This is a genomic window from Sphingomonas sp. IW22, from assembly GCF_041321155.1.
Taxonomy (GTDB): Bacteria; Pseudomonadota; Alphaproteobacteria; order Sphingomonadales; family Sphingomonadaceae; genus Sphingomonas.
Genome location: NZ_JBGGWB010000001.1, coordinates 1,109,118 through 1,135,482, shown reverse-complemented (window position 1 = coordinate 1,135,482; position 26,365 = coordinate 1,109,118). Strand labels below are relative to the sequence as shown.

The 26,365-nt window shown below is 64.4% G+C and carries 20 protein-coding genes; 11 read left to right on the top strand and 9 right to left on the bottom strand.

What is annotated here, in order from left to right; genetic code table 11:
- Nucleotides 1-46: 46 nt before the first annotated feature.
- From guaA to ACAX61_RS05680, 3 genes are all read left to right on the top strand, one after another.
- Nucleotides 47-1,603, top strand: a complete 1,557-nt coding sequence (gene guaA, locus ACAX61_RS05690; RefSeq protein WP_370713821.1) for a glutamine-hydrolyzing GMP synthase — start codon at nucleotides 47-49, stop codon at nucleotides 1,601-1,603.
- A 388-nt stretch (nucleotides 1,604-1,991) separates the two neighbouring features.
- Nucleotides 1,992-3,131: a hypothetical protein gene (locus tag ACAX61_RS05685; protein WP_370713820.1), complete on the top strand. Its 1,140-nt coding sequence runs from the start codon at nucleotides 1,992-1,994 to the stop codon at nucleotides 3,129-3,131.
- Nucleotides 3,124-6,588 (top strand): DUF4062 domain-containing protein, encoded by a 3,465-nt coding sequence (locus tag ACAX61_RS05680; protein ID WP_370713819.1) that lies wholly within the window; start codon nucleotides 3,124-3,126, stop codon nucleotides 6,586-6,588. Before ACAX61_RS05685 ends, ACAX61_RS05680 begins: the two co-directional genes overlap by 8 nt.
- A 101-nt stretch (nucleotides 6,589-6,689) precedes the next feature.
- Here the strand turns inward: ACAX61_RS05680 and ACAX61_RS05675 are convergent, their stop codons facing one another.
- The 5 genes from ACAX61_RS05675 to ACAX61_RS05655 all read right to left on the bottom strand — a co-directional run bounded on the left by ACAX61_RS05675 (nucleotide 6,690) and on the right by ACAX61_RS05655 (nucleotide 15,092).
- The gene (locus ACAX61_RS05675; protein WP_370713818.1) at nucleotides 6,690-8,273 is read right to left on the bottom strand and encodes an LA2681 family HEPN domain-containing protein; all 1,584 of its coding nucleotides are present in this window, start codon (nucleotides 8,271-8,273) and stop codon (nucleotides 6,690-6,692) included.
- 106 nt (nucleotides 8,274-8,379) lie between these two features.
- Nucleotides 8,380-13,245: a hypothetical protein gene (locus ACAX61_RS05670; RefSeq protein ID WP_370713817.1), complete on the bottom strand. Its 4,866-nt coding sequence runs from the start codon at nucleotides 13,243-13,245 to the stop codon at nucleotides 8,380-8,382.
- 297 nt (nucleotides 13,246-13,542) lie between these two features.
- Nucleotides 13,543-14,382 (bottom strand): protein NO VEIN domain-containing protein, encoded by an 840-nt coding sequence (locus ACAX61_RS05665; RefSeq protein ID WP_370713816.1) that lies wholly within the window; start codon nucleotides 14,380-14,382, stop codon nucleotides 13,543-13,545.
- A 42-nt stretch (nucleotides 14,383-14,424) separates the two neighbouring features.
- Nucleotides 14,425-14,850, bottom strand: coding sequence for a type II toxin-antitoxin system VapC family toxin (locus ACAX61_RS05660; RefSeq protein WP_370713815.1), 426 nt, complete (start codon nucleotides 14,848-14,850; stop codon nucleotides 14,425-14,427).
- A complete protein-coding gene (locus ACAX61_RS05655) occupies nucleotides 14,850-15,092 on the bottom strand; it encodes a type II toxin-antitoxin system Phd/YefM family antitoxin (RefSeq protein ID WP_370713814.1) in 243 nt (80 codons plus the stop codon). Before ACAX61_RS05655 ends, ACAX61_RS05660 begins: the two co-directional genes overlap by 1 nt.
- Before the next feature lie 70 nt (nucleotides 15,093-15,162).
- On the opposite strand from ACAX61_RS05655, the gene ACAX61_RS05650 reads away from it, so the two are divergent.
- Nucleotides 15,163-15,690 (top strand): hypothetical protein, encoded by a 528-nt coding sequence (locus ACAX61_RS05650; RefSeq protein WP_370713813.1) that lies wholly within the window; start codon nucleotides 15,163-15,165, stop codon nucleotides 15,688-15,690.
- Nucleotides 15,691-16,176: 486 nt separating this feature from the next.
- Nucleotides 16,177-16,950, top strand: coding sequence for an alpha/beta fold hydrolase (locus tag ACAX61_RS05645; RefSeq protein WP_370713812.1), 774 nt, complete (start codon nucleotides 16,177-16,179; stop codon nucleotides 16,948-16,950).
- 95 nt (nucleotides 16,951-17,045) lie between these two features.
- Here ACAX61_RS05645 and ACAX61_RS05640 read toward each other — a convergent pair whose 3' ends face one another.
- The 4 genes from ACAX61_RS05640 to ACAX61_RS05625 all read right to left on the bottom strand — a co-directional run bounded on the left by ACAX61_RS05640 (nucleotide 17,046) and on the right by ACAX61_RS05625 (nucleotide 19,860).
- Nucleotides 17,046-17,570 carry a GNAT family N-acetyltransferase gene (locus tag ACAX61_RS05640; RefSeq protein ID WP_370713811.1) on the bottom strand — a complete coding sequence of 175 codons (525 nt, stop codon included), beginning with the start codon at nucleotides 17,568-17,570 and terminating at the stop codon, nucleotides 17,046-17,048.
- 54 nt (nucleotides 17,571-17,624) lie between these two features.
- Nucleotides 17,625-17,897 carry a hypothetical protein gene (locus tag ACAX61_RS05635; protein WP_370713810.1) on the bottom strand — a complete coding sequence of 91 codons (273 nt, stop codon included), beginning with the start codon at nucleotides 17,895-17,897 and terminating at the stop codon, nucleotides 17,625-17,627.
- 122 nt (nucleotides 17,898-18,019) lie between these two features.
- Nucleotides 18,020-18,709: a VIT1/CCC1 transporter family protein gene (locus ACAX61_RS05630; protein WP_370714915.1), complete on the bottom strand. Its 690-nt coding sequence runs from the start codon at nucleotides 18,707-18,709 to the stop codon at nucleotides 18,020-18,022.
- Entirely contained in the window at nucleotides 18,709-19,860 is a 1,152-nt protein-coding gene (locus tag ACAX61_RS05625; protein ID WP_370713809.1) for an acetate/propionate family kinase, read from the bottom strand. Before ACAX61_RS05625 ends, ACAX61_RS05630 begins: the two co-directional genes overlap by 1 nt.
- 341 nt (nucleotides 19,861-20,201) lie before the next feature.
- Here ACAX61_RS05625 and ACAX61_RS05620 point away from each other — a divergent pair, with 341 nt between their 5' ends.
- The 6 genes from ACAX61_RS05620 (at nucleotide 20,202) to ACAX61_RS05595 (ending at nucleotide 26,361) form a co-directional block, all read left to right on the top strand.
- Nucleotides 20,202-22,589, top strand: a complete 2,388-nt coding sequence (locus ACAX61_RS05620) for a phosphoketolase family protein (protein ID WP_370713808.1) — start codon at nucleotides 20,202-20,204, stop codon at nucleotides 22,587-22,589.
- Complete coding sequence (locus ACAX61_RS05615; protein ID WP_370713807.1) at nucleotides 22,586-23,644, top strand: class I fructose-bisphosphate aldolase; 1,059 nt, start codon at nucleotides 22,586-22,588, stop codon at nucleotides 23,642-23,644. The genes ACAX61_RS05620 and ACAX61_RS05615 overlap by 4 nt, the downstream gene beginning before the upstream one ends.
- Before the next feature lie 5 nt (nucleotides 23,645-23,649).
- Nucleotides 23,650-24,246 (top strand): histidine phosphatase family protein, encoded by a 597-nt coding sequence (locus tag ACAX61_RS05610; RefSeq protein ID WP_370713806.1) that lies wholly within the window; start codon nucleotides 23,650-23,652, stop codon nucleotides 24,244-24,246.
- Nucleotides 24,243-25,541, top strand: a complete 1,299-nt coding sequence (locus tag ACAX61_RS05605; protein ID WP_528084544.1) for a glycoside hydrolase family 130 protein — start codon at nucleotides 24,243-24,245, stop codon at nucleotides 25,539-25,541. The genes ACAX61_RS05610 and ACAX61_RS05605 overlap by 4 nt, the downstream gene beginning before the upstream one ends.
- Nucleotides 25,542-25,676: 135 nt before the next feature.
- Nucleotides 25,677-25,856, top strand: coding sequence for a hypothetical protein (locus tag ACAX61_RS05600; protein WP_370713805.1), 180 nt, complete (start codon nucleotides 25,677-25,679; stop codon nucleotides 25,854-25,856).
- Nucleotides 25,857-25,884: 28 nt separating this feature from the next.
- Entirely contained in the window at nucleotides 25,885-26,361 is a 477-nt protein-coding gene (locus ACAX61_RS05595; protein ID WP_370713804.1) for an ion channel, read from the top strand.
- The last annotated feature ends 4 nt before the right edge of the window (nucleotides 26,362-26,365 follow it).

Here is a 26,365-nt window from a genome sequence, read left to right as displayed (position 1 = left end):
GCTTCAGGCTCTTTTCCCCGCCGCCCGCTGCGGCTACAGCCCGGCAATGCAGACCCCGTCGCAATCCATTCTCATCGTCGACTTCGGCAGTCAGGTCACCCAGCTCATCGCGCGCCGTGTGCGGGAAGCGGGGGTATATTCCGAAATCGCTCCCTTCACCACGGCAGAGGCGGCGTTCGAACGCATGAAGCCCGCCGGCATCATCCTGTCGGGCAGCCCCGCTTCGGTGCTGGATGATGGCAGCCCGCGCGTGCCGCAGGCGATTTTCGATTCGGGCCTGCCGATCCTTGGCATCTGCTATGGGCAGCAGGTGATGATGCATCAGCTGGGCGGCGCGGTGCAGGCGGGTGATTCGGGCGAATTCGGGCGCGCATTTATCGAGATCGGTGATGCCTGCGCGCTGTTCGACGGGTTGTGGGCCGAGCGCGAAAGCCATCAGGTCTGGATGAGCCACGGCGACAAGGTGACGGCGCTGGCGCCAGGCTTCCGCCCCGTTGCCGCCAGCCCCGGCGCGCCCTTTGCCGTGATCGCCGACGATACGCGTCGCTATTATGCGATGCAGTTCCATCCGGAGGTCGTGCACACGCCCGATGGCGGCCGGCTGCTCGCCAATTTCGTGCGACATGTCTGCGGCTGCCCCGGCGACTGGTCGATGGCCGAGTTTCGCGCCGCCAAGATCGAAGAGATCCGTGCACAGGTTGGCAGCGGTCGCGTCATCTGCGGCCTGTCGGGCGGCGTCGATTCGGCCGTCGCGGCAGTGCTGATCCACGAAGCGATCGGCGACCAGCTGACCTGCGTTTTCGTCGACCACGGCCTGATGCGCGCGGGTGAAGCCGATCAGGTCGTCAGCCTGTTCCGCGGGGCCTACAACATCCCGCTCGTCCATGTGAATGCCGAGACGCTGTTCCTGTCGGGTCTGGCAGGCGTCACCGATCCTGAGGCGAAGCGCAAGTTCATCGGCAAGACCTTCATCGACGTGTTCGAGGACGAAGCGCGCAAGATCGGCGGCGCCGAGTTCCTGGCGCAGGGCACGCTGTACCCAGATGTGATCGAAAGCGTCAGCTTCACCGGCGGTCCGTCGGTGACGATCAAGAGTCACCATAATGTCGGTGGCCTGCCCGAACGCATGAACATGAAACTGGTCGAGCCGCTGCGCGAGCTGTTCAAGGACGAAGTGCGCGCCCTTGGCCGCGAACTGGGCCTGCCCGACATTTTTGTCGGCCGGCACCCGTTCCCAGGACCCGGCCTCGCTATCCGTATTCCTGGCGAAGTGACCAAGGAACGCTGCGACATCCTGCGCAAGGCCGATGCCATCTATCTTGAGGAAATTCGCAACGCCGGGCTGTACGACGCGATCTGGCAGGCATTCGCCGTGCTGCTGCCCGTGCGCTCGGTGGGGGTCATGGGCGACGGTCGGACTTACGACAACGTGCTGGCACTGCGCGCGGTCACCAGCACCGACGGCATGACCGCGGAGGCGTTCAGCTTCCCCGGCGACTTTCTCCCCCGCGTCGCCACCCGCATCATCAACGAAGTGCGTGGCATCAACCGTGTCACCTACGACTATACAAGCAAGCCGCCGGGCACGATCGAATGGGAGTGACGGATACAAACGGCGGCAATAGCGTAGTTTCGGCGGTGGTTTTCGCCTTCGCTTGATTGCTGTTCTCCTCCATTTCTCACTACCTTTGTGCTGACGCACACCATTTGTGTCTTTCACAACTGATCTGCGATCACTCTCAAGATGATGTAAAGTCGCTTCGATAAGTGAGAGTGCCCTGGCGTAGGATAGCGTGCACAAAGGCGGGGCTGCTTTGCTTCTATGTTGTCCCACCTTAGCCGTGGAAGCCCGGTCTTAGAAGCTGCTGCCCCGTTATGCGGCAGATAGGAAGCGTGATGGAAAAGGGACCGGCGGCTTTGGAGCAGAAAGCGACTGACGCTGTTTCCAAGCAGGCCTTGGCAATTTAGCCGAGCTGTTTCAAAGTGCAAAAATGGGCGGGAAAAAGGGTAGGGGCGCGAAGAAATCGAAGGTAACTGATCAGCAGTCGGCGGAGCGGGACGATCTCATAAGAGATGCGGGCGGCTACGACTGGGGCTGGCCCGCCATCGAGATGGTCATGGCCAATATGGAGCTGTCTAAGCGCTTGGCCGGCGGCGGCTTCTCGGGCTGCGGCTTTGGGGTTGTTCCGGACGGTCCTCCTTTCATGACGCTTCTCGGCACGAACATCCGCGGAATGAAGTCCGCGCTGTCGCTGCTGAAGGAATGGACGACGCTTTCCGGACCCAACGCCATCCGCATCGAGATCGCTTTTGACGGACCGGGCTATGTGCTCGCGATATCTCAGCAGGCCGACCTCCTGCGCTGGCGCGTTTCCGGCATCGACACCGTCTGTCAGCCACTGATGATGGTCACGAGTCACATCAAGCGCATGGACACGCGCCATCCGGTTCTCCATCAGCTCGCGGAATATGCTGAGCAGCCCGTCGCGCCATTGTGGCTGATCGTCGCAGAGTTGCCGGAAGAGATGGCCCGGGGCGGAGGTAGCCGCGACTACGGCTTCACGCCCAGTTGGGACAACGCGGTCCTCCTGCCCGGCATTGATGTCTACCGACGCCTCGAGGATCGGCCACCGCACACGATGGCGAGAACCGAGGCCGAGTTTGAGGCGAGGAAGAAGGAGGGTCAAGATCGCGACTGGCCCCCGGCCGGCGACGAGGATGCCGCGAGCGTCATGCGGACGCGCGAACGGCGACTCGCGGCGTCGATGCCGAAGACCCTACATGTCCTGCGCAACACCGGCCGAGGAGCCGCATTGTTGGCACACGGACTGACCCTTGGGTGTGCCCGGTGGCAGGTAGAACAAGCGATCTGCAACCTACGATCGGCCGGTTTCCTTGCTTACAAGCCAAGCAGCACAGGCAAGCGGTTGACCATGCTGGATGCGGTTCGGCGTCGTTTTCTGGAGGCTGCCTCGGTGGAGGTGGACCTGACCGTCATCTCGGCCGCTGAGCTCGAGTTCCAAATCGGTCTGGACGCCGCCTTCCTGTTGCGGCGTCTCGAACCGGACCGCCAGATCGAGGACACCGCCGTCGGACGGATTCGGCGCGTCCAGGAGCTTGGGTATGGCTGACCCGCTCCCGCAGCGGGCAACGGCAGACCGCCTGCGAGTCTTCATCAGCTCGGCTATCGGGGAGTGCGCGACGGAGCGGGAGGCCGCGCGTGCTGCAATTCGAGGCCTCAATTTCGAGCCCGTCCAGTTCGAGCGCGAAGGCGCGCGGGCTGAAGCCCCTCGCGAATTCTACCTGCGCAAACTCCAGGACTCCCACGTCGTCATCGGCATCTACCGCAAGTCATATGGGTGGATCGACGAGGCTAAGGGGATGAGCGTTTCTGGACTGGAAGACGAATTCCGGGAGGCGCAGCGGCTCGGCAAGGACTTCTTGGCATATGTGCTGAAAGCCGCACCTGACCGCGATACCCGGCTCGAGGCGATGGTCGGCGAGATGATGGGCGGCCCGCACGTCCTTTATTTCTTCGATGATGGCGAGGACCTCGAGGCGCGATTCCGCGATGACTTGACCGCTTTGATCACCGATCGCGTGACGGGGGCGCAGACGTCGTCGCCGAGCATTGGCTCGGCGAGCGCGACACTCACCGCGATCTTCCGTGACGGTGCGCTGCGCGTCAGGCGCAACGGTCTGCTCGATCGAGTGTCGCGGGCCGCGGCGCTGGCTAGGATCGTCTGGGTAACGGGCGCAGCCGGTGCGGGCAAGACGGCGCTAGTCGCCGAATGGTCAAACGACCGCGACGCAGCCTACGTCAACGCGCGGGGAATGGACGCCCGAACGGCGCTGCTCGCCGCCGCCGAGCGACTCGGGCTCGCAAGCGGACCGGAGCTTGCGACACCCTTGTTCGAAGACGTTCGAGCGATGCTGGTCGCCCGATGGCGGAACGGCAATGGCTGGCCCTTGGTGCTTGACGATCCGGAGGACCCCGACGCGGTCTGGTCAGTGCTCGGCACCTGCCTCGCGCAGAGCGGCACCGGCTCAGTGCTGATTGTCACGCGCGAGCGACCGCAAAACGCGGTTGGAGAGGAGCTGAAGGTCCCGGGCTTCAGCCACGAGGATTTGGCAGCGCTGCGCGCTCTCGCCGGTGCCTCGGTGCCCGCCGACCCCGGCGATCTCCCGCTGACTCTCCGACAGAACGTTGCAACCTCAACGGCCCGCCAGCGGTATGAGGCCCTTTCAGCCGCCGCGCGCGAGATCCTCGGCTACCTGTCGATCGCACCGGCAATGCTCACTCTCTCCGACTTGAGGGTCTTGCTCGGCGGCGCGGCGAGGACGGCGACGGAGATTGCCGAGCATGTCGCCGCGATGGACGATCTCCTGATCGAAACCACTGCCGGTTACGACTTCGTCCACGAGAGCCTGCGGGAGGAAGTCGGGCAGCTTGTTCTCGAGCGGCCCCAGCTGCACGGGCTGATTGTCGATCGGTTGTCGAACCGCCTCGCCCGCACGGGAAGGTCCTGGGCGGCATTCAAATTGCGTCGTAGCGAGATGTCCGAGCGGGTCGCGCGGCTCGCGAACAGGGCCGTTTCGGAGGCCGTGTTCAGCGGATCGACGCGGCGCCTGACGGATGCGCTCGACTACCTCGTCGATTACTATCGGTCGCGTTCGGAGAAGGGGCGCCTGGTCTCGGTTCTCATCGCGCTTGGCGAGGCGCGTGCGAACCAGGGACGAGGCAGCGCGGCCGAGCTACTGTTGGGCGAGGCGCGCGACACCGCAGCCCAGGTTGGCGATCACGAAGCCGAGGAGATGATCGATCTGCTCCAGGCATCGATCGACCTCAGGCATTCGGCGTCGGCAGCCGCACTCGAGCACGTCCGTTCGCTTCGGGACAGGGCCCGGGAGCAAGGTCGGAAAGACCGCGAAGGGCGGCTGCTGCTCGACGAGGGTGTTGCCTACCTCAGCGTGAACGACACCGACGCAGCCGCGCCGGTCTTTCGCCGTGCCCGGGAGATCTTCGCGGAGCTTGAGGACGGGTATGGTCTCGAGATCGCGACGCGCAATCTGATCGCGTCGCTCACGCTCTCAAAAGAAGGCCGAAGCGAAGCAGAGGCGCTGCGCGCCGCACTCCATGTCGACGAGCCAGACGCCCCTCGCCATCGCGCATGGTTGTGCAACCTGGAAGCTCCGCGCCTTCGGATCGAGAAGAGGTTCGAGGAGGCTGAGGCGCTGGCGCGCGAGGCGATCAGCATCGGCGAGGAGCTGGCCGACAGATATCTGGTGGCGATCAACCAGATCTCGCTCGGCAATGTGCTTCGTGACGCAGGCGATCTCGACGGTGCCAGGACGGCATATGCCGAGGGCGGTAAACTCGGGCAGTCGGTCAGCAGGCCCGACATTGAGGGTCGCAGCTCGCGTCTGCTTGCAGCGGTGGACAACCAAGCCGCGGAGGCGGCCGAGGGCGACGAGAGGCGCACGCTCGCGGCGCGGGCTCAGCAGTATGCAACGCATGCGGTCGGTCTCTTGGCGGAGAGCTTTGCCTGGGTTGAGCAGGCCTTCGCACTTGAGGAGCGTGGCGATGCTCATCGGTTTCAAGGGCACCGTCGGGACGCGATGTCTGACTACGCTTCGGCCATTCGTGGATATCTGCGCGGGGATGACGTGGCCGAAGCGGAGCGCCTGCTGCGCTACTTCGTGCCATTCATCGCGGAGGAGAAGGACCCGGAGACGCTGATCGCGCTTGCCTTCGACGGACGGAGTGATCTCAAAGCGTCGAGCGCGTGGGTAGAAGCCATGACGGTGGCCCTGGTGCGCTGTCCCAAGGCGGCCGCTCCAAGCGTACTGGGCTCCCTGGTTCGCGCCTTCCTCCCCACCCAAAACGGACCATTCTGGTTCGACTGCCTAGTCAGGTGCCTACTCGCAATAGAGAACAACCAGAAGGCCAGAAGGCAGGGCGCGCTGGGCTCCATGCTGCTGTTGTCGATCCTCGGCTTCGCGCGGCACCGTGCATTCTCCGCGGCGGAACTGCTCACGCTCGCGGGGCTATGTGTGAGCGAGTCGGACAGAATGGTCGTGCGCCACCGGCCCGAGGACGATCTGAACCTCGTCATATATTTGGGCGGCGGGCAGCGCCTGCTTTTCACCGTGCGGGCCGATGCCAGGAGGCCAGAGGCCATGTTCGTGGCCCTGGTGATCGGTTCGTTCCTCGACGCCTTTGCGGATGAGCTTGCGGAGATCCTCTCGCCGGACCTCCTGGAGGAGGGTGCCGCAATCGACGCCCAGGTCTTCGACGAGGCGGTCGAGAGCAAGTCGGTTGCAGAGTTCTTCCGCGAAGGTCTGAAGGACAGGCCGGTCGCGACTGCCCGGATCATCGCCAAGGACGGCGAGCAGCCGCCCGTCATAGTGATCGCGCGATCGGATGCGATCGAGGCCTTGACGGCAAGTGCGGAGCGAGGAGGGGAACTCGAGATCATGCTCGCACGCTTCCTCGACGAGGTGATCTTCGTGACCATGGGCCGCGGGGTGGATGACCAGATCTTCTCTGCGAAGATTCGGGATCTGCTCATCTCGATCCTGCGATAGCGCCTCGCGCCAAACGTCTCGAACAAGCAAAATTAGCGTAGCTTGTGGGTTGTAAAGGTTAGCTAAGCGACCGCTGAGAAGGCGGTGGGCAGGGGCCACGACTACCAGCTAGGGTCGCGCCGCTTTCGCCTTTCCTCAAGCGCGTATAGAGGCATCGACCCGATCAGCCGGTCCGGCGCCGCTGCGGCTTTGTTGCGCTCCTCGACGCCGATAGCGAGCGCCAGTTGGATCAATGCTGCCCTCGCGATCTTCATCATCCGGAGCGTTTTGGCTTCGAGCAGATCGCTGTTGATTGACAGGCCTAAGCCGTTGGACGCGGGCAAGGTGAGCATCAGATCCCATGCCCATCCCTCATGGACCTGCAGGTATTTATGCTCGAGCGCGTTGCGGATGTCGTGCAGCTCGCGGGCATCCGCCGCGGTCGTACGCTTGATCTCGTCATCGAACAGCTCCTTCGACAACCAGTAAAGGCCACGCAGCGGCCAGTTTGGATAAGCTTTGAAGCGGTCTAGCAGGCGCGGCTTGCCCTCAACCATCCAGACATTCTTGAAATTGATTCGGTCGGCGATCTTGCCGAGCTTCCAGACATGATCGACGAGGAACGCCACCTTGTCGAGCAACGAGTAAGCGATGCGGTAGGCGGTGCGGACGCGCTCGGTCGCTAACGAATGCGCCGGATAGTCGAGCGTATCGAACAGCCGTACGCCGCGGTCGGAGAAATGGGGCTTGGTGCTATTCAGGCCCTCGTACAGCATAAAGCGTGCTGAGGCATATTCCTGCTTCATCTGGTTGAAGAAGCCGAACACCGGCGGCGGAGTGAAGGCGCCGGGCCGGTCAGCAAACGACTCCATGATCGTCGGCAACACGAGATCGTCGAACGCCGCCACCGTGAAAGCGCCGAGATCATTCAGCGGGTTGAGGAAGAGCCTACGGTCTAGGCACCAGCGCCGATAGGCTCGCTCGGCCTTGCTGCGCCCGAGACCGGTGCCGTCGAGATCCTGCAAGGCGCGTATGCCATCCAGATCGGCCGCCGCGGCATATTCGGCGGCGGTCGCGGCGAACTGCCGCCGCAGGCCGGTCTGATCCTCGCCTTCATAAATCGCATCGGGCGCGAGCGCGGCCGCGAAACCATCATGTGCGTGTAGCAGGAGGATCGCTCGTTCACGATCATCCTCCAGCAGCCCGGCATAATGTTTGAGGCCGAAGCCGCGGTTCGCCAGCGCCATCGCAAAATTGGGGACGATCTGCAGCGCCTTGTCCCAGCCCTCGATCGCGTCGACGAAGCGCCCCATGGTGTCGAGTTGATTCGCGCGATTGGTCAGGATCTGGCAGCAGCGGACGATGTCGAGCTCGGCGAAGCCGGGGTGTGCGGCGGCGCGGGACAGCGCCAAGATCTGCTGTTCCCGCTCGGCATGCTCCCAGTCCCAAGAACCGCGCTCACCCGCCAACTCTTCCTTGGCGCTCCAGGCATTCGCGCGAAAATACTCAATGAGAGCACCTTGCCTGGGCGTCAGCTCGCGCTTCGCCAGCTCGTCGAGCAGATAAAGCGCGCGTTCGACACCGCGCTGGAACTGTGCGTCGAGTGACGTGTCGACTAAGGTCGCGATATGGTCGAGCGCGGCGTCGGCATCGAGCTTGGCGATCGAACGCTCGCGCAACTTTTCCATTTCCGCCGTTGTCGGCATACGTCGTCCCTTCGTCGGCGGTCCGTGTCCAGTGTGATGACCTGGCATCAGTCGCTCGCGCGGCGCTACGAGCGCCCGCGTCGGCATTTGGGAGGTCGGGTCATCGTCAGCGAAGCAGGTCGGGAAGTTCGTAGAGCAGCTTTAGCGCGTCTGACCAACCAACGTCCGAAAACAGGCGCAGGATCTCGACGAGCGCGGCGCGGCGTGTGTTATCCTCGAAGATCGAGCGGTGGTCGGCGATATAGCGGGTGATCATCCGTACGATGACCGGCGCGGCGAGGCCTTCGTGATGATAGCCCTCGCGCGCGGCCGGGCCTGTCAGCAGCGCATGGAGCGCGTCGAACACGCCGGCCGGATCGCCGGGGATCAGAAACTCGTAGAGTTCGACGAGATGATGGTGTGTCGAAGGTTCGTGTGAGGTCGCCAGCAGAGCGAGCATCGGGCGATAATCGACAAGGAACCGGTGTATGGTGTCGGGGGACGTGAGCCCGACCTTCGCCTCGCGATTGTCGGCATGCGCGCCCGAGCCGAAATAGACCTGGTTCATCAGGTGGCCGATTACCGATTCCGCCGCCTTGTAGGTGGCGATGGCGGCCTCGCGTTCGGCGCCCTCAACCGTTTCGCCCATGACCGCGGCATGGCTGGCGTCCGCAGCTGCCGAGCACGCCTCCAGAATGACCATCGCCGCTTGCTGTGAGCGATCAGCAAGCCCCGCATCGCGCTCCTCACCGCTCGCATAGCGGGCGAAGAAGGCGCCGCGCAGCATCGACAGGAAGGAGGTGAAGAACTCGCGGTGCGCGGCGGGGTCGCCGACCCAGGCCTTGAGCCATTCGAGCGCGATGGCCTCTTCCTGCCAGCACCAGAGCTGCGCGGTCAGGCCGCCGAGCTGTTCGGCGATCTTGTCGCGGCCGGGCTTGTCGTCGCGCTCGACCGCCTCGCAGCGGGCGCGGACGATCTCGATGATCGCCTTGCATTTCTCGACGTCCTGCCAGGTGACGCGCGGCACGACATAGTGGAGGAAAGACGCCAGCACTTCGGTGTGCGGCTCGTCACGCGCCACCTGCTCGGCGAGGTCCCACATCTTTTCCCGTGCGACATGCCATAGCACCAACAAGCGTTGCGCGGCTTGGAGGCGGACCTGGGGCGCGGGATCGGCGAGCATCACATCGAACTTGCCGACAAGTTCGCCATGCGTTTCGCCGAAGTGCCGGGCGAGTTCGACATAGGCCTGGGCGGCATAGACGCGGACTTCCCAATTGCCCCAGCTCAGGCTTGAATCCTCGTCCTTCTGCCTGGGTTCGGGAAAGCGGCTGGCCCACAAGCGCTCGAGAATGCCCAGCAACTCATCGAGCGACGGCAGGCCCTCGGTGCCGGGCACATAAGCGTCGGCATCGACGATGCGCTCGACGGCATTGCTTATATGCCCCCAGACGGGCTGCTCGACCTTTTCGTGAAGCGCGGCCGCATTGGCGTCGTACATGCCGATCGTCGCGAGCGTTGCCGTCCACAAGGCGCCAAGCGCAGCCGCGTTGCTGGCTGGGGGCGTCGTCTGCACCAGGTCGTAGAGCGCCTCGGACCGCGACAGCATCTGCGCGTCCACGCCTTCCTCGGTATCGACGCCTTCGCCGGCGAGCAGGCGGCGCGTGACTCCGCGCGACGATCCCCAGCGGATCGACCCCGAGCGCGTCGGCGGATTGCCGGCCAGTTCGTTCGCCGCGACCAGTTCCTCGCGCAGCGCACGCATAGGATCGGTCGCGATCGCGTCGGCATCGATCAGCGACAGGAAGCGGCTTAGTGTGCGGCGCCACCAGCGCTGCTCGGCCTCGTCGGTAAACAGATCGGGCCACAGCGCTTCGGCCTCGAATGCCGCCCGCTCGGAACGCGGACGCGACGGATAGACCGCGGCCAGAAGGCGGACCGCGTCGCGGACGATGTCGCCATGGGCCAGGATCGTGATGTTGCATGCGAACGGCCACAGCAGGTCGGCGACCTCGCCGACGCGCTCGGCGCCGACGCCGAGGATTCGCGTCCATACTGCCGGCCCGGCATAGCCGGTCGCCGCCGCACCGACCGTCTCGGCAAAGGCGGCGGGCGAGCAGCCGCGCAGATGCGCGACGAACTGCGCGAGCACATCGTCGTCCTGCGTGCCGTGACGTTCTTCGGTGTCGTCCCAGGCTCTATACTCATGATCGTGGCCGAGCAGGTCGAACGGCGCGCGGCCCGGCACGACGACTTGTTCGCGATCGTCGCCCAAGGGCATCGCGCGATTGGTGTCACCGAGCGATGCCTCGACGATCGCGCGCGTGCCGAGTGGCACCGACAACTCAAGGAGGCGCGTGACCCGCCGGCCCAGATTGTAGCGGCAGTGACGGTAATCCTGGCTGCGGTTGGACGAGAGTGGCATGATCCGGCTCGCCTGCCCGCCCATGAACGAGGTGCTGTTATCGGTGATGTCGCGCGAGTAAAGGACGCTGTAGATCTCGATCGCGAAATCGGCGTCGGCCCGCGCGATCGGCATGATCTGCTCGGAAAGCCAGGTCGCTTCCTTGTCGGCATGGGCTGAGAAATGCGGATCGCGCAGCATGCGGTCGAGCAGCGCGCGAGATGCCGCGGGATCGGACGCGAAGCTCTTGCCGACGAAGCGGATGGCATTGGTCGCGGTCTGCTGCATGGGCGGCTCGGTGGCCCAGGCAAAGGCGAGCAGCGCCCGTGCCGCGCGGCCGAAGACATCGAGCAGCTCCGCCTCAGCAAGGTTACCCTTGTCGAATAGTGTGTGGAGCAGGAACCGCGTCGCGTCTGAAAGGTCGCGCGAACCGGTCGCGATCGCTGCAACGGCGACCCGTGCCCAAGCGACCGCCTCGCTCGCCACAACGCTGCCGGCTGTGTCGACCGCAAGCCCGACAAAGCGGGCCAGTCGCGAAAGCATCGTCGCCAGCGCTTCTTCATTCGGGCGGGCTGCAATCAATGCGACCAAGCCCGCGACGTCGGCGGACGTTGCAACGCGCTCGATCGCGGTGCGCAGCGCGACATTGGCAAGCACTGGATCGACCGCCGGGTCAGCGTAGATATCGGCGACGAGCTGCCAGACCTGCGCCTTGCCGTCGGTGTCCTGGCGCCATAGCCGCTCGATCGCGAAGCGCAGCGCCGGCGCCAGCATCAGCGCAATCGAGCTGTCGCCGCCGAGCTGGCCAATCAGTCGGACCGGGTCATCCCATTCGAGGAAGAAACGACCGGCGACATGGTCGAACAGAACATGATGAGCAAAGCTGACAAGATCGCCGGATTCCGTCAGAACGCCAGTCTGAATCACTGCGTCAAGCTGACTATGTCCGACCACGACCTTGCGTACCGCGAGCCTGCGCCGGGTCACCATCGCGCCGACCGTCATTGCCGTCGCCTGATGCAGGGCAGTGCCAGTGAGCCGGCGATCCTCATAGGCATCGATGAGGTCGGACTGCGTGGCAACCGTGCGGATGCTGTCGGGGCTGGCGCCATCGGCGAGCAATTGCGCGGCGAGTGAGAGGTTAAAGACGTTACGCAGCAGGTCGCGCAACTTGCCGGGCGCGGCGGCGAGCAAACTGCCGAGATCTGCGGCAGCGGCACCCGCAGTGTCGAGATCTTTGTCTGCCAGCCGCGGCACCTGAAAATGCCGTACATTCGCCAAACCTGCCTCGGCGAAGGCCGGATCGGGCGGCGATCCCGGCATGGCGTCGCGGAACCGTCGCCCATTGCGCAGATCGAAGGTGCGGATTGACGCAATGACGGTCCAGTTCGTGCCAGACGCACTAAGGGTTTCGATCAGCTGCGCGAACACGCCTTCAGCCGGACCACCGCGCGCGGCATCGAGCGCATCGATGATGATCAGCTTGGCGCCTGAACCCGGCGCAGCATCCAGCACTTCGACCAGCGGGTGCTCCAGCCCCAGCTCGGACTGGAGATTTGCAGCGATGGCAACACCGGGGAAGCGGTCAACCGAGAGGAACACAACCGTATCGCCGACCGCGCGGCGCGCCTCGGCGAGTGCGACCAGGGCACCGGTCTTGCCCGCGCCAGGTTCGCCGATGACGATGAGCGAGCCGGAATCAACCGCTGCGCTAAGGGGGCTATCGCTCACTCGCGCGATTGGTATGCCGCCGGCGATCGGCAGGCGCGTATGACCGGCGAGACGGTTTAGCTCGGCATCGGTCGCCTCCGACAATCGCCCGAGATCGGCGGTATAGTCAGCCGCGCCCACGTCATTATGGCCGAGCCGGCGAAGCTCGCGCAGCAATCCGGCGCGATCCGCGGGCGCGCCGCTGCCGATCATGCCGCGGATAATGCCCTTCAGGTCGCGCAGCGGCGCCTCGCCGGCGGTTTCTGAACCGTAGAGCCTCGCGCCGAGCAGCCGCGACGCCTCACGCCAATTGTCCTCGCCCTCGTTCATCGAGAAACGCGAGACGCGGAACACGCGTGCCATCATCACCAGATCATCGTCGGTCGGTGGCGGCGCGGACATCGACGCCAATGCGGTTCGGGCGTGTGCCTCAAACAGATCGAGCGCCTCTCGCTCCTCCTTCGATCGTCCCGCCTTAGTGGTGTTCCAGTGGCCACCCAGGTCGAAGGCACGGCAGCCGCGTTCGAGCGCATCGAGCGTGCGCGGCGCGTCCGCCGCGACAGCCAGTACCGCGCGCGCCTTCTTTGAATCGATCTCGACGCCGGCATTGCGTGCATCGACCATCAGCCGCGCAAGTTGACCGATGGTTTTGCCAAGCGGGCTCTTGGCGCTCTTTGCGAGGCCAGCACTAGTCTTGCTCTGCAGGTCGATGCGGCTGGCATCGTCCTGGTCCAGCCGGATGTCGTCGAGCCCGTCGCCGGTTTCGAGCTGGATCGTCGTCGGCAACGCTACATTGGCGAGACCGAAGTGTCCGCCGACCGGCATGCGCGCCAGCAGATGGGCGGCGAGCCAGGTCCCGACCTCGGCCTGGAAGGCCATCCCGGCTTCCGTCGCCCGCCCACCGGCGCTCATTCTAGATGTCGGTGGAGTTTCGCTAGCCAATTGCATCTCCCTAAAGACATGGCGTCGAAGATATTGTTGGAACTGACAACATCCGCAACGTTGTTGACTGCGGAGGGTCAGGGTTGCCACCTCCGACCGCATTGGCTGCCACTTCGACACCGCGCCAGTTTCCGCCGCACAGCGTTATCTGAATGGACGTCTGCTTTCGGGAGGCAGGCGCTCGGCCCTGCACGTCGTCTATCGGGTATTTTCGCCCCCGCAAGGTGGCAGCCGCTACGGGAAGCTTGCCTGATAGCTGGTCGCCATCAGCGACACATGCGCTTCCAGCGGCGGACGCAGCTCGAACGCCTTTGGCTCCCGCGCAAAATTCCACAACCGCACCAGCCGCCAATCGCTGCGCCGCTCCTCGGCGACGGCCAGCTCATTGCGCGTGATGTGAAACGGCGTGCGCTCCCAGCCCTTGGTTGTCTTCACCTCGATCAGCCGATCGCGGCCGTCGGTGTCGAAGCTCAGGATGTCATAGCCGGCACCGTCACCATCGACCTGCGACACCCAGCGGATGCGCTCGGCAAGATCGGTCCGGCCGGCGACGAGTAGGCTGGCACGCTCATGCGCGAGCACGCGCTCCTCGCCGGCACGACCCAGCGCGCGATTGCGGGCATCGCGCTCCGCCACATCGTACTTCCGAGCGATGGCGATCATCTGCTCGAGCTCGTCAGGCGGCGGCACGTTGCTGTGCGTCGGCGGTGGGCCGATCCACAGCATTGCTTCCTCGCGGAGCGCTGACGGCGAGGGCCCCATTGCCATCCGCGTGGCTGGTGCGAGCCAATCCGGATGACGGTTGAGCCAGCGCACCACCGCATCGACGAGCGAGGCCTGGAAATTGAAGGCCGGCTTGTAGCCTGGGATCCAGTCCTCACCGAGCCCCTTGAGCACGGCGCTGATGTTCTGATGCTTGTACTCGATCGAGCCGCGGGAGCGATCGATCACCGCCTGCAGCACGCGGTTATGTTCGGCCTTGCTGTAGGGCCGCCCGGCGATGTCATCGCCAAGCATCGCGAAATAGTCCGCCACGATCGCGTCATTCTGCTCGTCGAACCAGTCACCGGCCATGGCGGCTCCCGAGCGGGTCGGCCAAGCTGGAGAAGGCCCGGATCATGCGAGCAATTGTGCCGGCACGCCGAGCGCCGGTCCAGCGTCGGCGAGCCGTTGGTCAAGCGTATGCACTGTGGCGCCATGCTCCGACGCGACGGCAAGATGCAACGCATCGCCGGCGCGAAGCCCCAAGGTATGCAGATCGGCGAACCGCGCCGCCGCGCGGAACTGCCCACCCGTCACGGGCAACACTGTGAAGCTCTCGGCGACCAGCTTGTTGAACATGGCGAGCGCCGCCGCTCGTTGTTCCAGGCTAATCTGGCCGGTTCGAAGCTTGATCGCCATGGCCGATGACATCTCAGTGACGGTCCAGTCGCTGATCAGAAGCTGCGCCGGGTCCTGCTCTGCCAGCCAGGCCTGAACACGCGGCGTCATCGCTTCATTGGAGAGCGCCGCAACGATCAGCGACGTGTCGAGATAGAGCATCAGTAACGGTCGCCATCCCGCATCGACCGCACGAGATCGGCGGCACTCTCGGACTGCGGCGGCATCGCTGCCGTCAGCGACTGGAGCAGCGCGGCATTGATCGGCCTACGTGGCCTCGCCACGGCGGTAAGCCGCGCGACCGGCTTGCCGCGACGGGTGATATCGATCGAATCGCCCGCTTCGACTCGGTCGACCAGTTCGCTCAGATGGGCTTTGGCGTCCGCCAGATTGATCGCATCCATGTCACGCTCCTGACCATGTAGATAGTCATATAGCGCGTCTAGCCTAATAATCCCAGCAGGAGGTTTGCCGATGCGGCATGTTCTCACCCGGCAGCAGATTTATGACATGATCTGGGAGCGCGCCGTATCCAAGGTGGCGCCTGAGCCCGGCATCTCCGACGTGGCGCTGCGCAAGCAATGCGTGAAACACGCCATCCCCTTGCCGGATGCCACCTATTGGGGGCGATTGCATGCCGGACGCCCGATCAAGCGTAAACCGCTGGGCGTTGCACCAAAGGGAGCGGGCAATCGCATCGTGATCGATGCACGCGCGAAGCCTCCGGCACCCGCGCCGATCGAGGCGGCGATCGCGGTCGCCAGGCAGCCGGTGGAAGCTGTCGCCGTTCATGCCGTCGGATGGTTCGTGGTAGCTCGGTCAGCACGGTGGCGGGGCCGGAGTACCCCACCGGGTCTCTATCGGCGTCATTGTGGTAAGGCATCATCAGGACACGCACGCGGCTTGGCCTATTGGTCATCTTTATCCTCCTATGGCTGGAGGATGCCGGATGCAGGCCAGACTTTGCCTGTTCGCGTAGACGTCGGGCCTTGCTCACGCTGACGGTACTTTTCTCCGCAATCGGGGTTCGGGCGTCAGAGCTGGAAAGGTTCAGGAAGAGTCGATTGTAGCCGATAGATGGCTTGCGGAGGTTGGCAGAAATTCATCAACGATATCAGCATTGTAGCTTTCTGACGGGTCCTCGGCCGGTAGTATTTGGACGAAAAGAGATTTTCCTTAATGATTTCAGATGGTTGGCATGACTCCGAATAATTGAGTGGGAGTGAGGGGTAGTAGAAACGGCGGTGTTCGGCGGTAAACGGCGGTGCTGTAAGCTGCATCGAGCCGATTGACCGCGAAAGCATCCAGCCTGTGGCTGGCGCGCTGTTCGTACTGCTGCTGGCATATCGGGATGCGTGATGATCTCCCGTAAGATGCCGAAGGTATATCGCTCGAATTACCCGATCGCGAATAAATAAAATTGCATCCGACATACGGCCCCGTTGCGTAGTTTCGGCAGTTAAGAGTGCTGACACAACGGAGTTTCATATGCATCAGATCACCCGCGGCACCGGCAAGCCCCTGTTGCTCATTCACGGACTGGGCAGCAGTTGGCGTGGCTGGCTGCCGATTTTGGATGATCTGGCGGCACACAGATCGGTGATTGCCATCGATCTACCAGGTCACGGTGCGACCCCGGCGGAACCGGACAGTGGCACGTTCGCAGGGCTGGTCGGCAGCGTCGAGCGCTACCTCGTCGCGAACGACCTTGTCGGTATTGATGTCGTTGGCAGCTCGATGGGTGCCCGGATCGTGCTCGAACTCGCACGGCGTGGTAAGGTCGGCGCGGTCGTCGCGCTGGATCCGGGCGGGTTCTGGCGCGGGTGGGAGCGTGCGTTTTTCCGCACCACGATCGGCCTGTCCGTTCGGTTGCTCCGCGCCCTTCGGTCGCGTTTGCCGGCGATCAGTCGCAGTGCCGCAGCGCGCGCGGCCCTGCTGGCTCAGCTTTCCGCCAAACCGACGGCCTTGTCGCCCGAACTGGTGTGCACCGAACTAACCGGCATCACCGATACGCCGACCTTCGACGCGCTGGTCCGCGACCTTGCCGGCGGACCCGAGCAGAAGGGGCCTGCCGCCGATCCGAGCCAGCGCATCGTGATTGGCTGGGGCAGGCATGACCGCCTGTGCCTGCCGCGTCAGGCCAGCCGTGCGATCGAAGCTTTCCCTTCGGCGACGCTGCACTGGTTCGACCATAGCGGCCATTTTCCGATGTGGGACATGCCGCGCGAAACGACGGCGGTGATCCTCCAGGCGACGGCGTAAGGCGGGCGGTCGGCTGACGGGCGGCACCTGGTGCAAACTGCCTAGCTCCATCTCCAGATGCCGGAAGGCCGACCGGCCGCCGCGCACCCTGCATATCAGCGGCGGTCGATCGACCGGCTGACCAGAACGAGCGTTGGATCGTCGGGATATTCGCTGACGGTGAAACCCATGTCGCGTTCGAGTTCGATCGCCTCGTGGTTGTCGCGGCTTTCGATCGATTGCAGAGTCCTGATGCCCTTGGTTTCCGCGATGCGGGCAATATAGGCGAGCAGCTCCCAGCCCAGGCCCTTGTGCTTGTGGTCGTCGCGGATCGCAATCGCGACCTCGCCGCGGTCGAGTGCCGGGTTCCAGGTCAGCATGGCGCTGGCGACCATCATGCCTCCATCCTCGGTGAACACGACATAGCTTTCGGCATGGCTGGCATCGGGATGCGTGAGCATCGTGATCTGGGCGGGGCCGATCTCGTTCATGCCAGTCAGGAAACGAAAGCGCAGGTCCGTTCGCGTGACGTGGCTGAAAAACGCCCTGATCGTTCCATCGTCCTGATACACGACCGGGCGGACGTGGAAACGATTGCCGGTTCGGGTGGTGATGAAGTCGCCGATCGGGGGGGTGTTCACGGTGTCGGTCCTTTTGCGGTTCAGGCAGCGGCCGCGCGAACGCGGCTCGATCCGTCAGTTCTGCTCGCAGACATGCTGGCAAAGGCAGGTGTCGCAGATCGCCGTGCGTCCGTGAGCGCATTGCCGACAGCGCGAAAGATAAGCGCGGGTCAGCGCGTTATGTGCGATTTCGGCTTCCACGCAGTCCGCATGCACTGTCGCCTTGAGTTCATCTCCCGCACGACGGCGAAGGTAGAACCGGTCGTCGTCGATATACCGCACCAACAACGACGTAGGGATGTCGTGCCGTGTGTCGCGAGCGCGCGTTACTGTTGCAATCGAGGTCATGGATACTGTCCTGTTCCGCGCAGACGGGCTGGTTGGGCGATGGCGCGCGTATGCCGATGTGCCGGTGATAGCCGCCCGGCAGATTGCCGACAGCATCGGAAACTACACAGGCGCGCGCACGGTCATCCGGCCACGGCGCCGAACAGCCGGCCGATCACGGTGGTCACGGTCATCGCGGCCACGCCCCAGAAGCTAACGCGCAAGACCGATGGGACGAGCGGCGCGCGCCCGGCCCTCGCGCCGAACACACCCAAGGTGGCCAGGCAGGCGACCGACACGAGCGCGACCGACGGGATCAGCATGTCAGGCGGCGCAATCGTCACGATCGCCAGCGGTGCCGCCGCACCGGCGGTAAAGGTCAGCGCTGAAGTGACAGCCGCCTGAAGCGGTCGCGCGGCACCGGCCACCGAAAAGCCGAGTTCGTCGCGAGCGTGCGCGCCCAGACCGTCATGCGCCATCATCTGTCTGGCGACGGTGGCGGCTGTGGCCCGGTCAACGCCGCGCGCCTCATAGATTTGCGTCAGCTCCTCAAGCTCCGCGGCCGGGTGATCGGACAGCTCGCGGCCCTCTCGCGCCAGTTCCGCCTTTTCGGTATCGGCCTGCGAACTGACCGACACATATTCTCCCGCGGCCATCGACATGGCCCCGGCGAACAGCGACGCCACCCCCGCCAGCAGGATGCCGGTGCGGCCTGCGTTCGCCGCGGCGACGCCGACGATCAGGCTGGCGGTCGATACGATGCCGTCATTGGCCCCCAGCACTGCCGCGCGCAGCCAGCCGATCCGCGCGGTTGCGTGCCCTTCTGCGTGCATCATGCGGCCACCACCGAAAGCGCGTGGCGCGCGATCGTCATTTCCTCGTCGGTGGGAATCACGCGGACGTCGATTTTGCTGTCGGTGCCGCTGATGCAGGCAGCCCCGACGCCATTTGCGGCGGCGTCGAGGTGAAGGCCGAGCCAGTCGAGGCGCTGGCTGACCCGCGCGCGGATTTCGGGGGAATGTTCGCCGATGCCGCCGGTGAAGACCAGGCCGTCCACGCCGCCCAGCGCAGTTGCCAGTCCGCCCGCCTCGACCGCGATGCGGTAGGTGAACAGGTCGATCGCCTCGGCCGCGCGGGGGTCGTCGCTGTCCAGAAGGACACGCATATCGCCGCTGATGCCCGACACGCCGAGCAAACCGGACCGGCGATACAGCATGTCCTCGATCTCCTCGAACGCATGCCCCTGGCGAGCGAGCCACAGGATCGCGCCCGGATCGATGGAGCCGCATCGCGTTGCCATGACCAGCCCGTCGAGCACGCTGAACCCCATCGTCGTCGCGATGCTGACCCCGCCCTGCATCGCGCACAGGCTGGCGCCGCTGCCCAGATGCGCCACGATCACGCGCCCGCGCGCCAGATCGGGTGCCGTGCGCGCAAGGTGCGCGGCGACATATTCGTAGGACAAGCCATGAAAGCCATAGCGACGTAGCCCCGCGTCGCGATATTCGCGAGGCACGGCCACCGTCCGTGCCTCGCGCGGAAGCGTGTGGTGGAAGGCGGTGTCGAAACAGGCAATTTGGGGCAGCGACGGCTGCGCGGCGGCGATTGCCCGTACCGGAGCAAGGCTGCCCGGCATGTGCAGCGGATCGAGCGGGGTCAGCCTGTCGAGGGCAGCCAGCGCATCGGCGTCGATCCGCACGGGTGTTGCATAATCGGGTCCGCCGTGGACGATACGGTGCCCGACACAGCCCAGCCCGCCGTCACCCGAATAAGCGAGAGTGAAATCGAGCAGATCGCGGATGATCGACGCAGCGCCATCGGGCTGAAGGTCGTGGCGTTCGACGACCGAGCGGCCCGATGCATCGGATGCGGACAGGCTTGGCGCGTGTTCGAGATCGTCCACCACGCCGCGCAGGAGCGGTCGCAGCGAGGGATCGAACAGCGCGAACTTCAGGGTCGATGAACCGGCATTCAACGTCAGCACCGAACCGGGCAATAGGATCTCCTGTCGAAGCGGCGGCATCGCCCTTGCAGGGGCGGGATAGGCGGGACGTTCGTCAGCCGGCAGGATCGGAAACTACGCAGGACGCCGGCATCATCCGGTCCCTGACGCCGGCGTTGCGCGCGCCGGCAGACCCAACTGCGTAGTTTCCGAGGCTCTGCCGCCTGCGGCCGCACCCCTATTCACCAGCCTATCGTCATCGACCCGCCCGGTGTTCGGGGGATGCGTGCCGCCGCCCCCTGGGCACGACACGCTGCAAGGCCGGTGCCCCCATGCGGAGCAACATATTCATGGACCCACTTGCCCGATCGAAGGACGCACTGATGCTCGTCGAACCGACCCAGCATCCGGTCGCGCCGATGCTCGACGCCACGGAACTGCGCCTGACCGATGCCTATTGGCGCGCGGCCAATTATCTGTCGGTCGGGCAGATCTACCTGTACGACAACCCGCTGCTGCGCGAACCGCTGACGCTGGCGCACGTGAAGCCGCTGGTGGTCGGGCATTGGGGCACGACGCCGGGCCAGAACTTCATCTATGTCCATTTGAACCGTGCGATCCGCGCGCACGATTTGAACATGATCTATATCTCCGGCCCCGGCCATGGTGGCCCCGCACTGGTCGCCAACACTTGGCTGGAGGGGTCATACACCGAGTTCTTTCCCAACATCGGCGAGGACGAGGCGGGAATGAAGCGGCTGTTCAAGCAATTCTCGTTCCCCGGCGGGATTTCAAGCCATGTTGCACCGACGACGCCGGGATCGATCCATGAAGGCGGGGAACTTGGCTATTCGCTGAGCCACGCATTCGGGGCCGCGCTCGACAATCCCGACCTGATTGTCGCGTGCGTGGTTGGCGACGGCGAAGCCGAGACGGGGCCGCTGGCGACTGCGTGGCAATCGAACAAGTTCCTCGATCCCGTTGCCGACGGCGCGGTGCTGCCGATCCTGCATCTGAACGGATACAAGATCAGCAATCCGACCATCCTCGCGCGGATCGACCATGACGAACTGGACATGTTCTTTCGCGGCAATGGCTGGACGCCGCATTTCGTCGAGGGCGACGCGCCCGATGCGATGCACCAGCGGATGGCGGAGGCGATGGAAACGGTGATTGCCGAAATCCGCGCCATCCAGGCGAACGCACGGCAATCCGGTGACACCTCGCGCCCGCGCTGGCCGATGATCGTGCTGCGGTCGCCAAAGGGCTGGACGGGACCGGAAACGGTAGAAGGGGTGCCGAACGAAGGGACGTTCCGTTCGCACCAGGTGCCCATCGTAGTGAACGGCGCACACCCGGAGCGCGTTGGACTGCTTGAGGCATGGCTGAAAAGCTATCGACCCGAAGAGCTGTTCGATGCCGACGGAGCGCTGATTGCCGAACTGGCCGCGCTGGCGCCGGACGGCGCGCGGCGGATGGGCGCGAACCCGCACGCCAATGGCGGCATCCTGTTGCACGACCTTGTCATGCCCGACTTTCGCGACCACGCCGTCACGGTTCCGGCGCCCGGCGCGGTCAGTGGTGGCGACATGCCGGTGCTTGGCCGGTTCCTGCGCGAGATTGTTCGGGCCAACCCCGATAACTTCCGCATCTTCGGGCCGGACGAAACGCTGTCGAACCTGTTGGGCGCCGTGTTCGAGGTGACCGACCGGCAATGGCAGGCGGACAAGCATAAAACCGACGAGTTTCTGGCATCGGACGGCCGCGTGATGGACGCGATGTTGAGTGAACATCAGTGCGAAGGGTGGCTTGAGGGCTATCTGCTGACGGGGCGCCACGGTGTGTTCAGCAGTTATGAAGCGTTTATCCGCATCGTCGATTCGATGGTCGGCCAGCACGCGAAATGGCTGAAAGTGACCAAGGAAATACCGTGGCGGCGCGACATCGCATCGCTCAATATCCTGCTGTCCTCGCACGTCTGGCAACAGGATCATAACGGCTTCACCCATCAGGACCCCGGCTTTCTCGATCATCTGGTCAGCAAGAAGGCGGATATTGTCCGCATCTATCTGCCGCCGGACGCCAACTGCCTGTTGTCGGTGGCCGACCATATCCTGCGGAGCCGGAATTATGTGAACGTCGTCGTCGCGGGCAAGCATCCCTTGCCGCAATGGCTGACGATCGACGAAGCGGTTACGCATTGCGCGCAGGGCATCGGCATCTGGAGCCGGGCCAGCAACGACACGAGTGGCGAACCCGATCTCGTCATGGCCTGTTGCGGGGACACGCCGACGCTGGAAGTGCTGGCGGCAACCTCAATCCTGCGGGATGCGTTGCCCGATCTGAAGATCCGTGTCGTCAACGTCGTGGATCTGATGAAACTGCAATCGGCCGACGAGCATCCGCACGGATTGAGCGACGTGGCGTTCGATTCGTTGTTCACCCGCGACACGCCGGTGATCTTCGGATTTCACGGCTATCCGGGGCTGATCCATCAGCTGACCCATGGCCGCACGAACCGCAATCTGGTCGTTCATGGCTACCGCGAGGAAGGGACGATCACGACCCCCTTCGACATTCGCGTCCAGAACGGCTTGGACCGGTTCAGCCTCGTCATCGACGCGATCGACCATCTGCCCCGGACCGGTGCGGCTGGCGCGCATCTGCGCCAGGCGATGTCCAACAAGCTCGCCGAGCACCGGAACCATATCGAGGTGCACGGCGAGGACATGGCCGAAATCAGGGACTGGGTCTGGCAGGACGCATCATGACTGGTAAAAACCTGGCGACGCTCGCCCGTGCGCTGGTCGCGGACCACAAGGGCCTGCTCGCGATCGATGAAAGCGTCGAAACCTGCAACACCCGTTTCGCGGCGTTCGGCATTCCGCCAAACGCCGAGATGCGCCGCGACTGGCGCGAGTTGCTGGTGACGACACCGGGCCTTGGCACCTCGATCAGCGGGGTGATCCTGTTCGATGAAACGATCCGGCAATTGGGCGCGGACGGGCGCTCGTTCGTCCGGATGCTTGCCGACGCGGGGATCGTGTCGGGCATCAAGGTCGACACCGGTATCACCGACCTTGCCGGTCATCCGGGCGAGACGATCACCAACGGGCTGCGCGGGCTTGCCCCTCGACTTGCCGAATATGCGTCGATGGGCGCGCGCTTTGCCAAATGGCGTGCCGTTTTCGCCATCAGTGGCGATCGTCCCAGCCCGGGGTGCATCGACGCCAATGCCGACGCGCTGGCGCGCTATGCGGTCGCGTGTCAACAGCACGGCCTGGTGCCGATCGTCGAGCCGGAAGTGCTGATGGAGGGTTTTCACCCGATCGCGCGATGCGCCGATGTGACCGAGGCTGTGCTGAACGCAGTATTCCGTCATTGCCACGATCGGGGCGTGGCGCTGGATGCCATGATCCTGAAACCCAACATGGTGATGGCCGGCACCGAATGGCCGCTCCAGTCAGGTGTCGGCGATGCCGCGGCCGCGACGATGCGGGTCTTGTCGCGGGCCGTGCCGGTGGCGGTTCCGGGAATCGCATTCCTGTCCGGCGGGCAAACGGCCGATCTGGCGACCGCGCGGCTGAACGCCATGAATCAGCGGTCCGGCACGAGCGCGCCCTGGCAGCTCAGTTTCTCTTATGGGCGCGCGATTCAGCAACCCGCGCTTGCGATCTGGCGGGGACAGTCGGCGCAGGTGGCCGCGGCTCAGTCGGCAGTCGCGCATCGTGCGGCATTGAATCGGACCGCTTGCGCCGGACGCTACGATGTCACCATGGAGAGTGGCGCCGACAGCGAAACCCGCAGCCTGGCATTGGTGCATTGACCGGCTTGCCCACATTGTTTCTGGTCCGCCACGGCGAAACCGAATGGTCCCGCAACGGCCGCCATACCGGCAAGACCGATCTGGCGCTGACACAAGCGGGCAGGGATCAGGCATCCGCGCTGAAATTACGGATGGCACGCGGGTCATTCGACCATGTGCTGACCAGCCCTATGCGCCGCGCCCGCGAGACATGCACGCTGGCCGGATTGGGCGTCGGTGCAAGCGTCGACGGCGATCTGTCGGAGTGGGATTATGGTGCGTATGAAGGACGCACCAGCCGTGACATCCGTGCGGAAGCACCCGGCTGGTCGGTCTTTGAGGACGGATGCCCCGGCGGTGAATCGCCGTCACAGGTTTCCGACCGTGCGGACCGTGTCATCGCCGGGCTTAAGGCAGGCGGGGGCAGGATTGCCCTGTTCTCGCACGGTCAGTTCGGCTGCGCGCTGGCGGCGCGGTGGATCGGGCTGGACGTGGTGGCGAGCCAGCATTTCGCGCTCGCCGCCGGATCGCTGAGCATCCTCGGCCCGAAACCCGGACATCCCCGGATACCGGCAATTATTGGCTGGAACATCGCGTCGCTTGCGGACGTCGACGGCCTGTGACGGGAGCGTCGCTGGTCGATCAATTGCCGGTCACGCTGCGCGCCGACCCCGGCCGCGTCGTCATTCGCCCATTCATGCCCGCCGACGATCAGGCACCCTATGCCAATCCCGCGCGGTCGCGCGCGCAGCGCATTACCGAACGTATCCTGGCCCTGCCGATGGCGGAGGTCGATGCCCGGTTGGGCCAGGTGGCGGACAGCCTGTCGCATCATCACCGTGACGTGGGCAGTGTCCAGACGCGCCGGTTCCATGATGTGAACGGCACGGTGATCGCGCCGGGCGAGATCGACGACAACCGCGCAAGATTGATCGGTTCGTATTTCAGTCAGGAATATTCGTTCGAAGCGGCGGCGTTGTTCAATCCCAGTATCGTCGTGCACCCCGATCAGGCTGGCGTGGCGGCGGGAGATGTCCGCTTCATCCTGTCTTTGCGCGGGGTGGGCGAGGGCAATGTTTCGTCCGTCAGCTTCCGTACCGGGATATGGTCGGCGGGGGAGGTTCTGGTCGACCCACCCAGCGTTCGTGCAATCTCGCCGCGGATTGAACGCATTCCGGGCGGTGCGCCCGACGATCCGGGTCTCAGGCTGTTCTGCGAGCAGGCGCACGACCTGTCCGAGCTGGTGATCTTCCCCGTCACGCCGGCGCAGCGGCACGGCATCGAGGATCTGCGGATGGTGCGGTTCGTCGACGACGACGGTGCCGTGACCTATCTGGGCACTTACACTGCGTTCAGTGGCAGCCGTATTCGGCAGGAAATCCTCCGCACGGCCGATTTCGCGACGATCGACCTGTCGGCACTGCGTGGCCCCGGCGCTGCGAACAAGGGCATGGCGCTGTTTCCGCGAAAGATCGGCGGGCGTTACGCGATGCTGGGGCGACAGGATCATGAGAATATCTGGTTCCAGACGTCCGCCGATCTTTATGCATGGGATCAGGGCGTGAAGGTTGTCGAACCGCGATACCCCTGGGAATTCGTCCAGATGGGCAATTGCGGATCGCCCATCGAGATCGCGGAGGGCTGGCTGGTCCTGACCCACGGCGTCGGCCCGGTGCGGAACTATTGCATCGGCGCGTGCCTGCTCGATCGGGACGATCCGTCAAAATTGCTGGCGCGGCTGGCCGAGCCGCTGATCAGCCCCGACCCGGATAATCATGACGGCTATGTGCCGAACGTGCTGTACAGTTGCGGCGGCATGGTTCGCAGTCGCACGTTACTGCTGCCCTATGCGATCGCGGACAGCTTCACGACATTTGCGACGGTGCCGATCGACCGGCTGCTGGCGGCCATGGAATGAGGTGCCGACGACATTGGATGCCGTCCTAAGTAGTTCCCGTTTGTAGTGCTGACCCACTTGCGGGGTTAGGAATACGCAGGAACTATCCGATGCGCCGCGCTGGTGGCGTGAAACCTGTTTGGGCGAGCGGCGGACATGGACACGAACATCGCAGAGTCGGAATATTGTAGAGGCCGGATCGTTCGATCGACCGCACTGGCGGCGGCTTCTTCGGAAAGCTGCGCGCGCTTGTCGCACGAGGCGATGGCCGCGCTTTACCGGCATCGCCTGGCGACGCTCGCTCGGGCTACCGCCGCGCCGGCGAAATTGCGGTGATTGCATCTGCGGTGTCCCGTCGTCGCGGATGAGCGCCTCGTTCATCACGCAACTGATGGTGGCATCGGTGATGGTGGGTATCACCGTCATTACCCATTTTGCCGGACTGACCGCGCTGCTGTCGCTGATCCGAAAGCGCAGAAACGCAAGCGAGCGAATCGTGACGTTCCTCGAAAACGGGGCCGTTATGGTTGGTGCGGCATTGGGCCTGTTCGCGCTGCACGGCATCGAAATATGGGGCTATGCGCTGCTTTACTGGTCGATGGACATCATCGCGTCATTTGAACGGGCGCTGTATTTCTCGACAACGACCTACGCGACCATCGGCTATGGCGATGTGATCCTGCCTGTCGGATATCGTCTGCTGGGCGCGATCGAGGGTGTGAACGGCGTGATCCTGCTCGGCTGGTCGACCGCGTTCTTCTTTTCGGTCGTGCACCGGATGACATTGCTGCAGCCGCTTTCCACCATGGTGCCGCCGCCGACCGCTTCATCGAAGGTATAGGAAA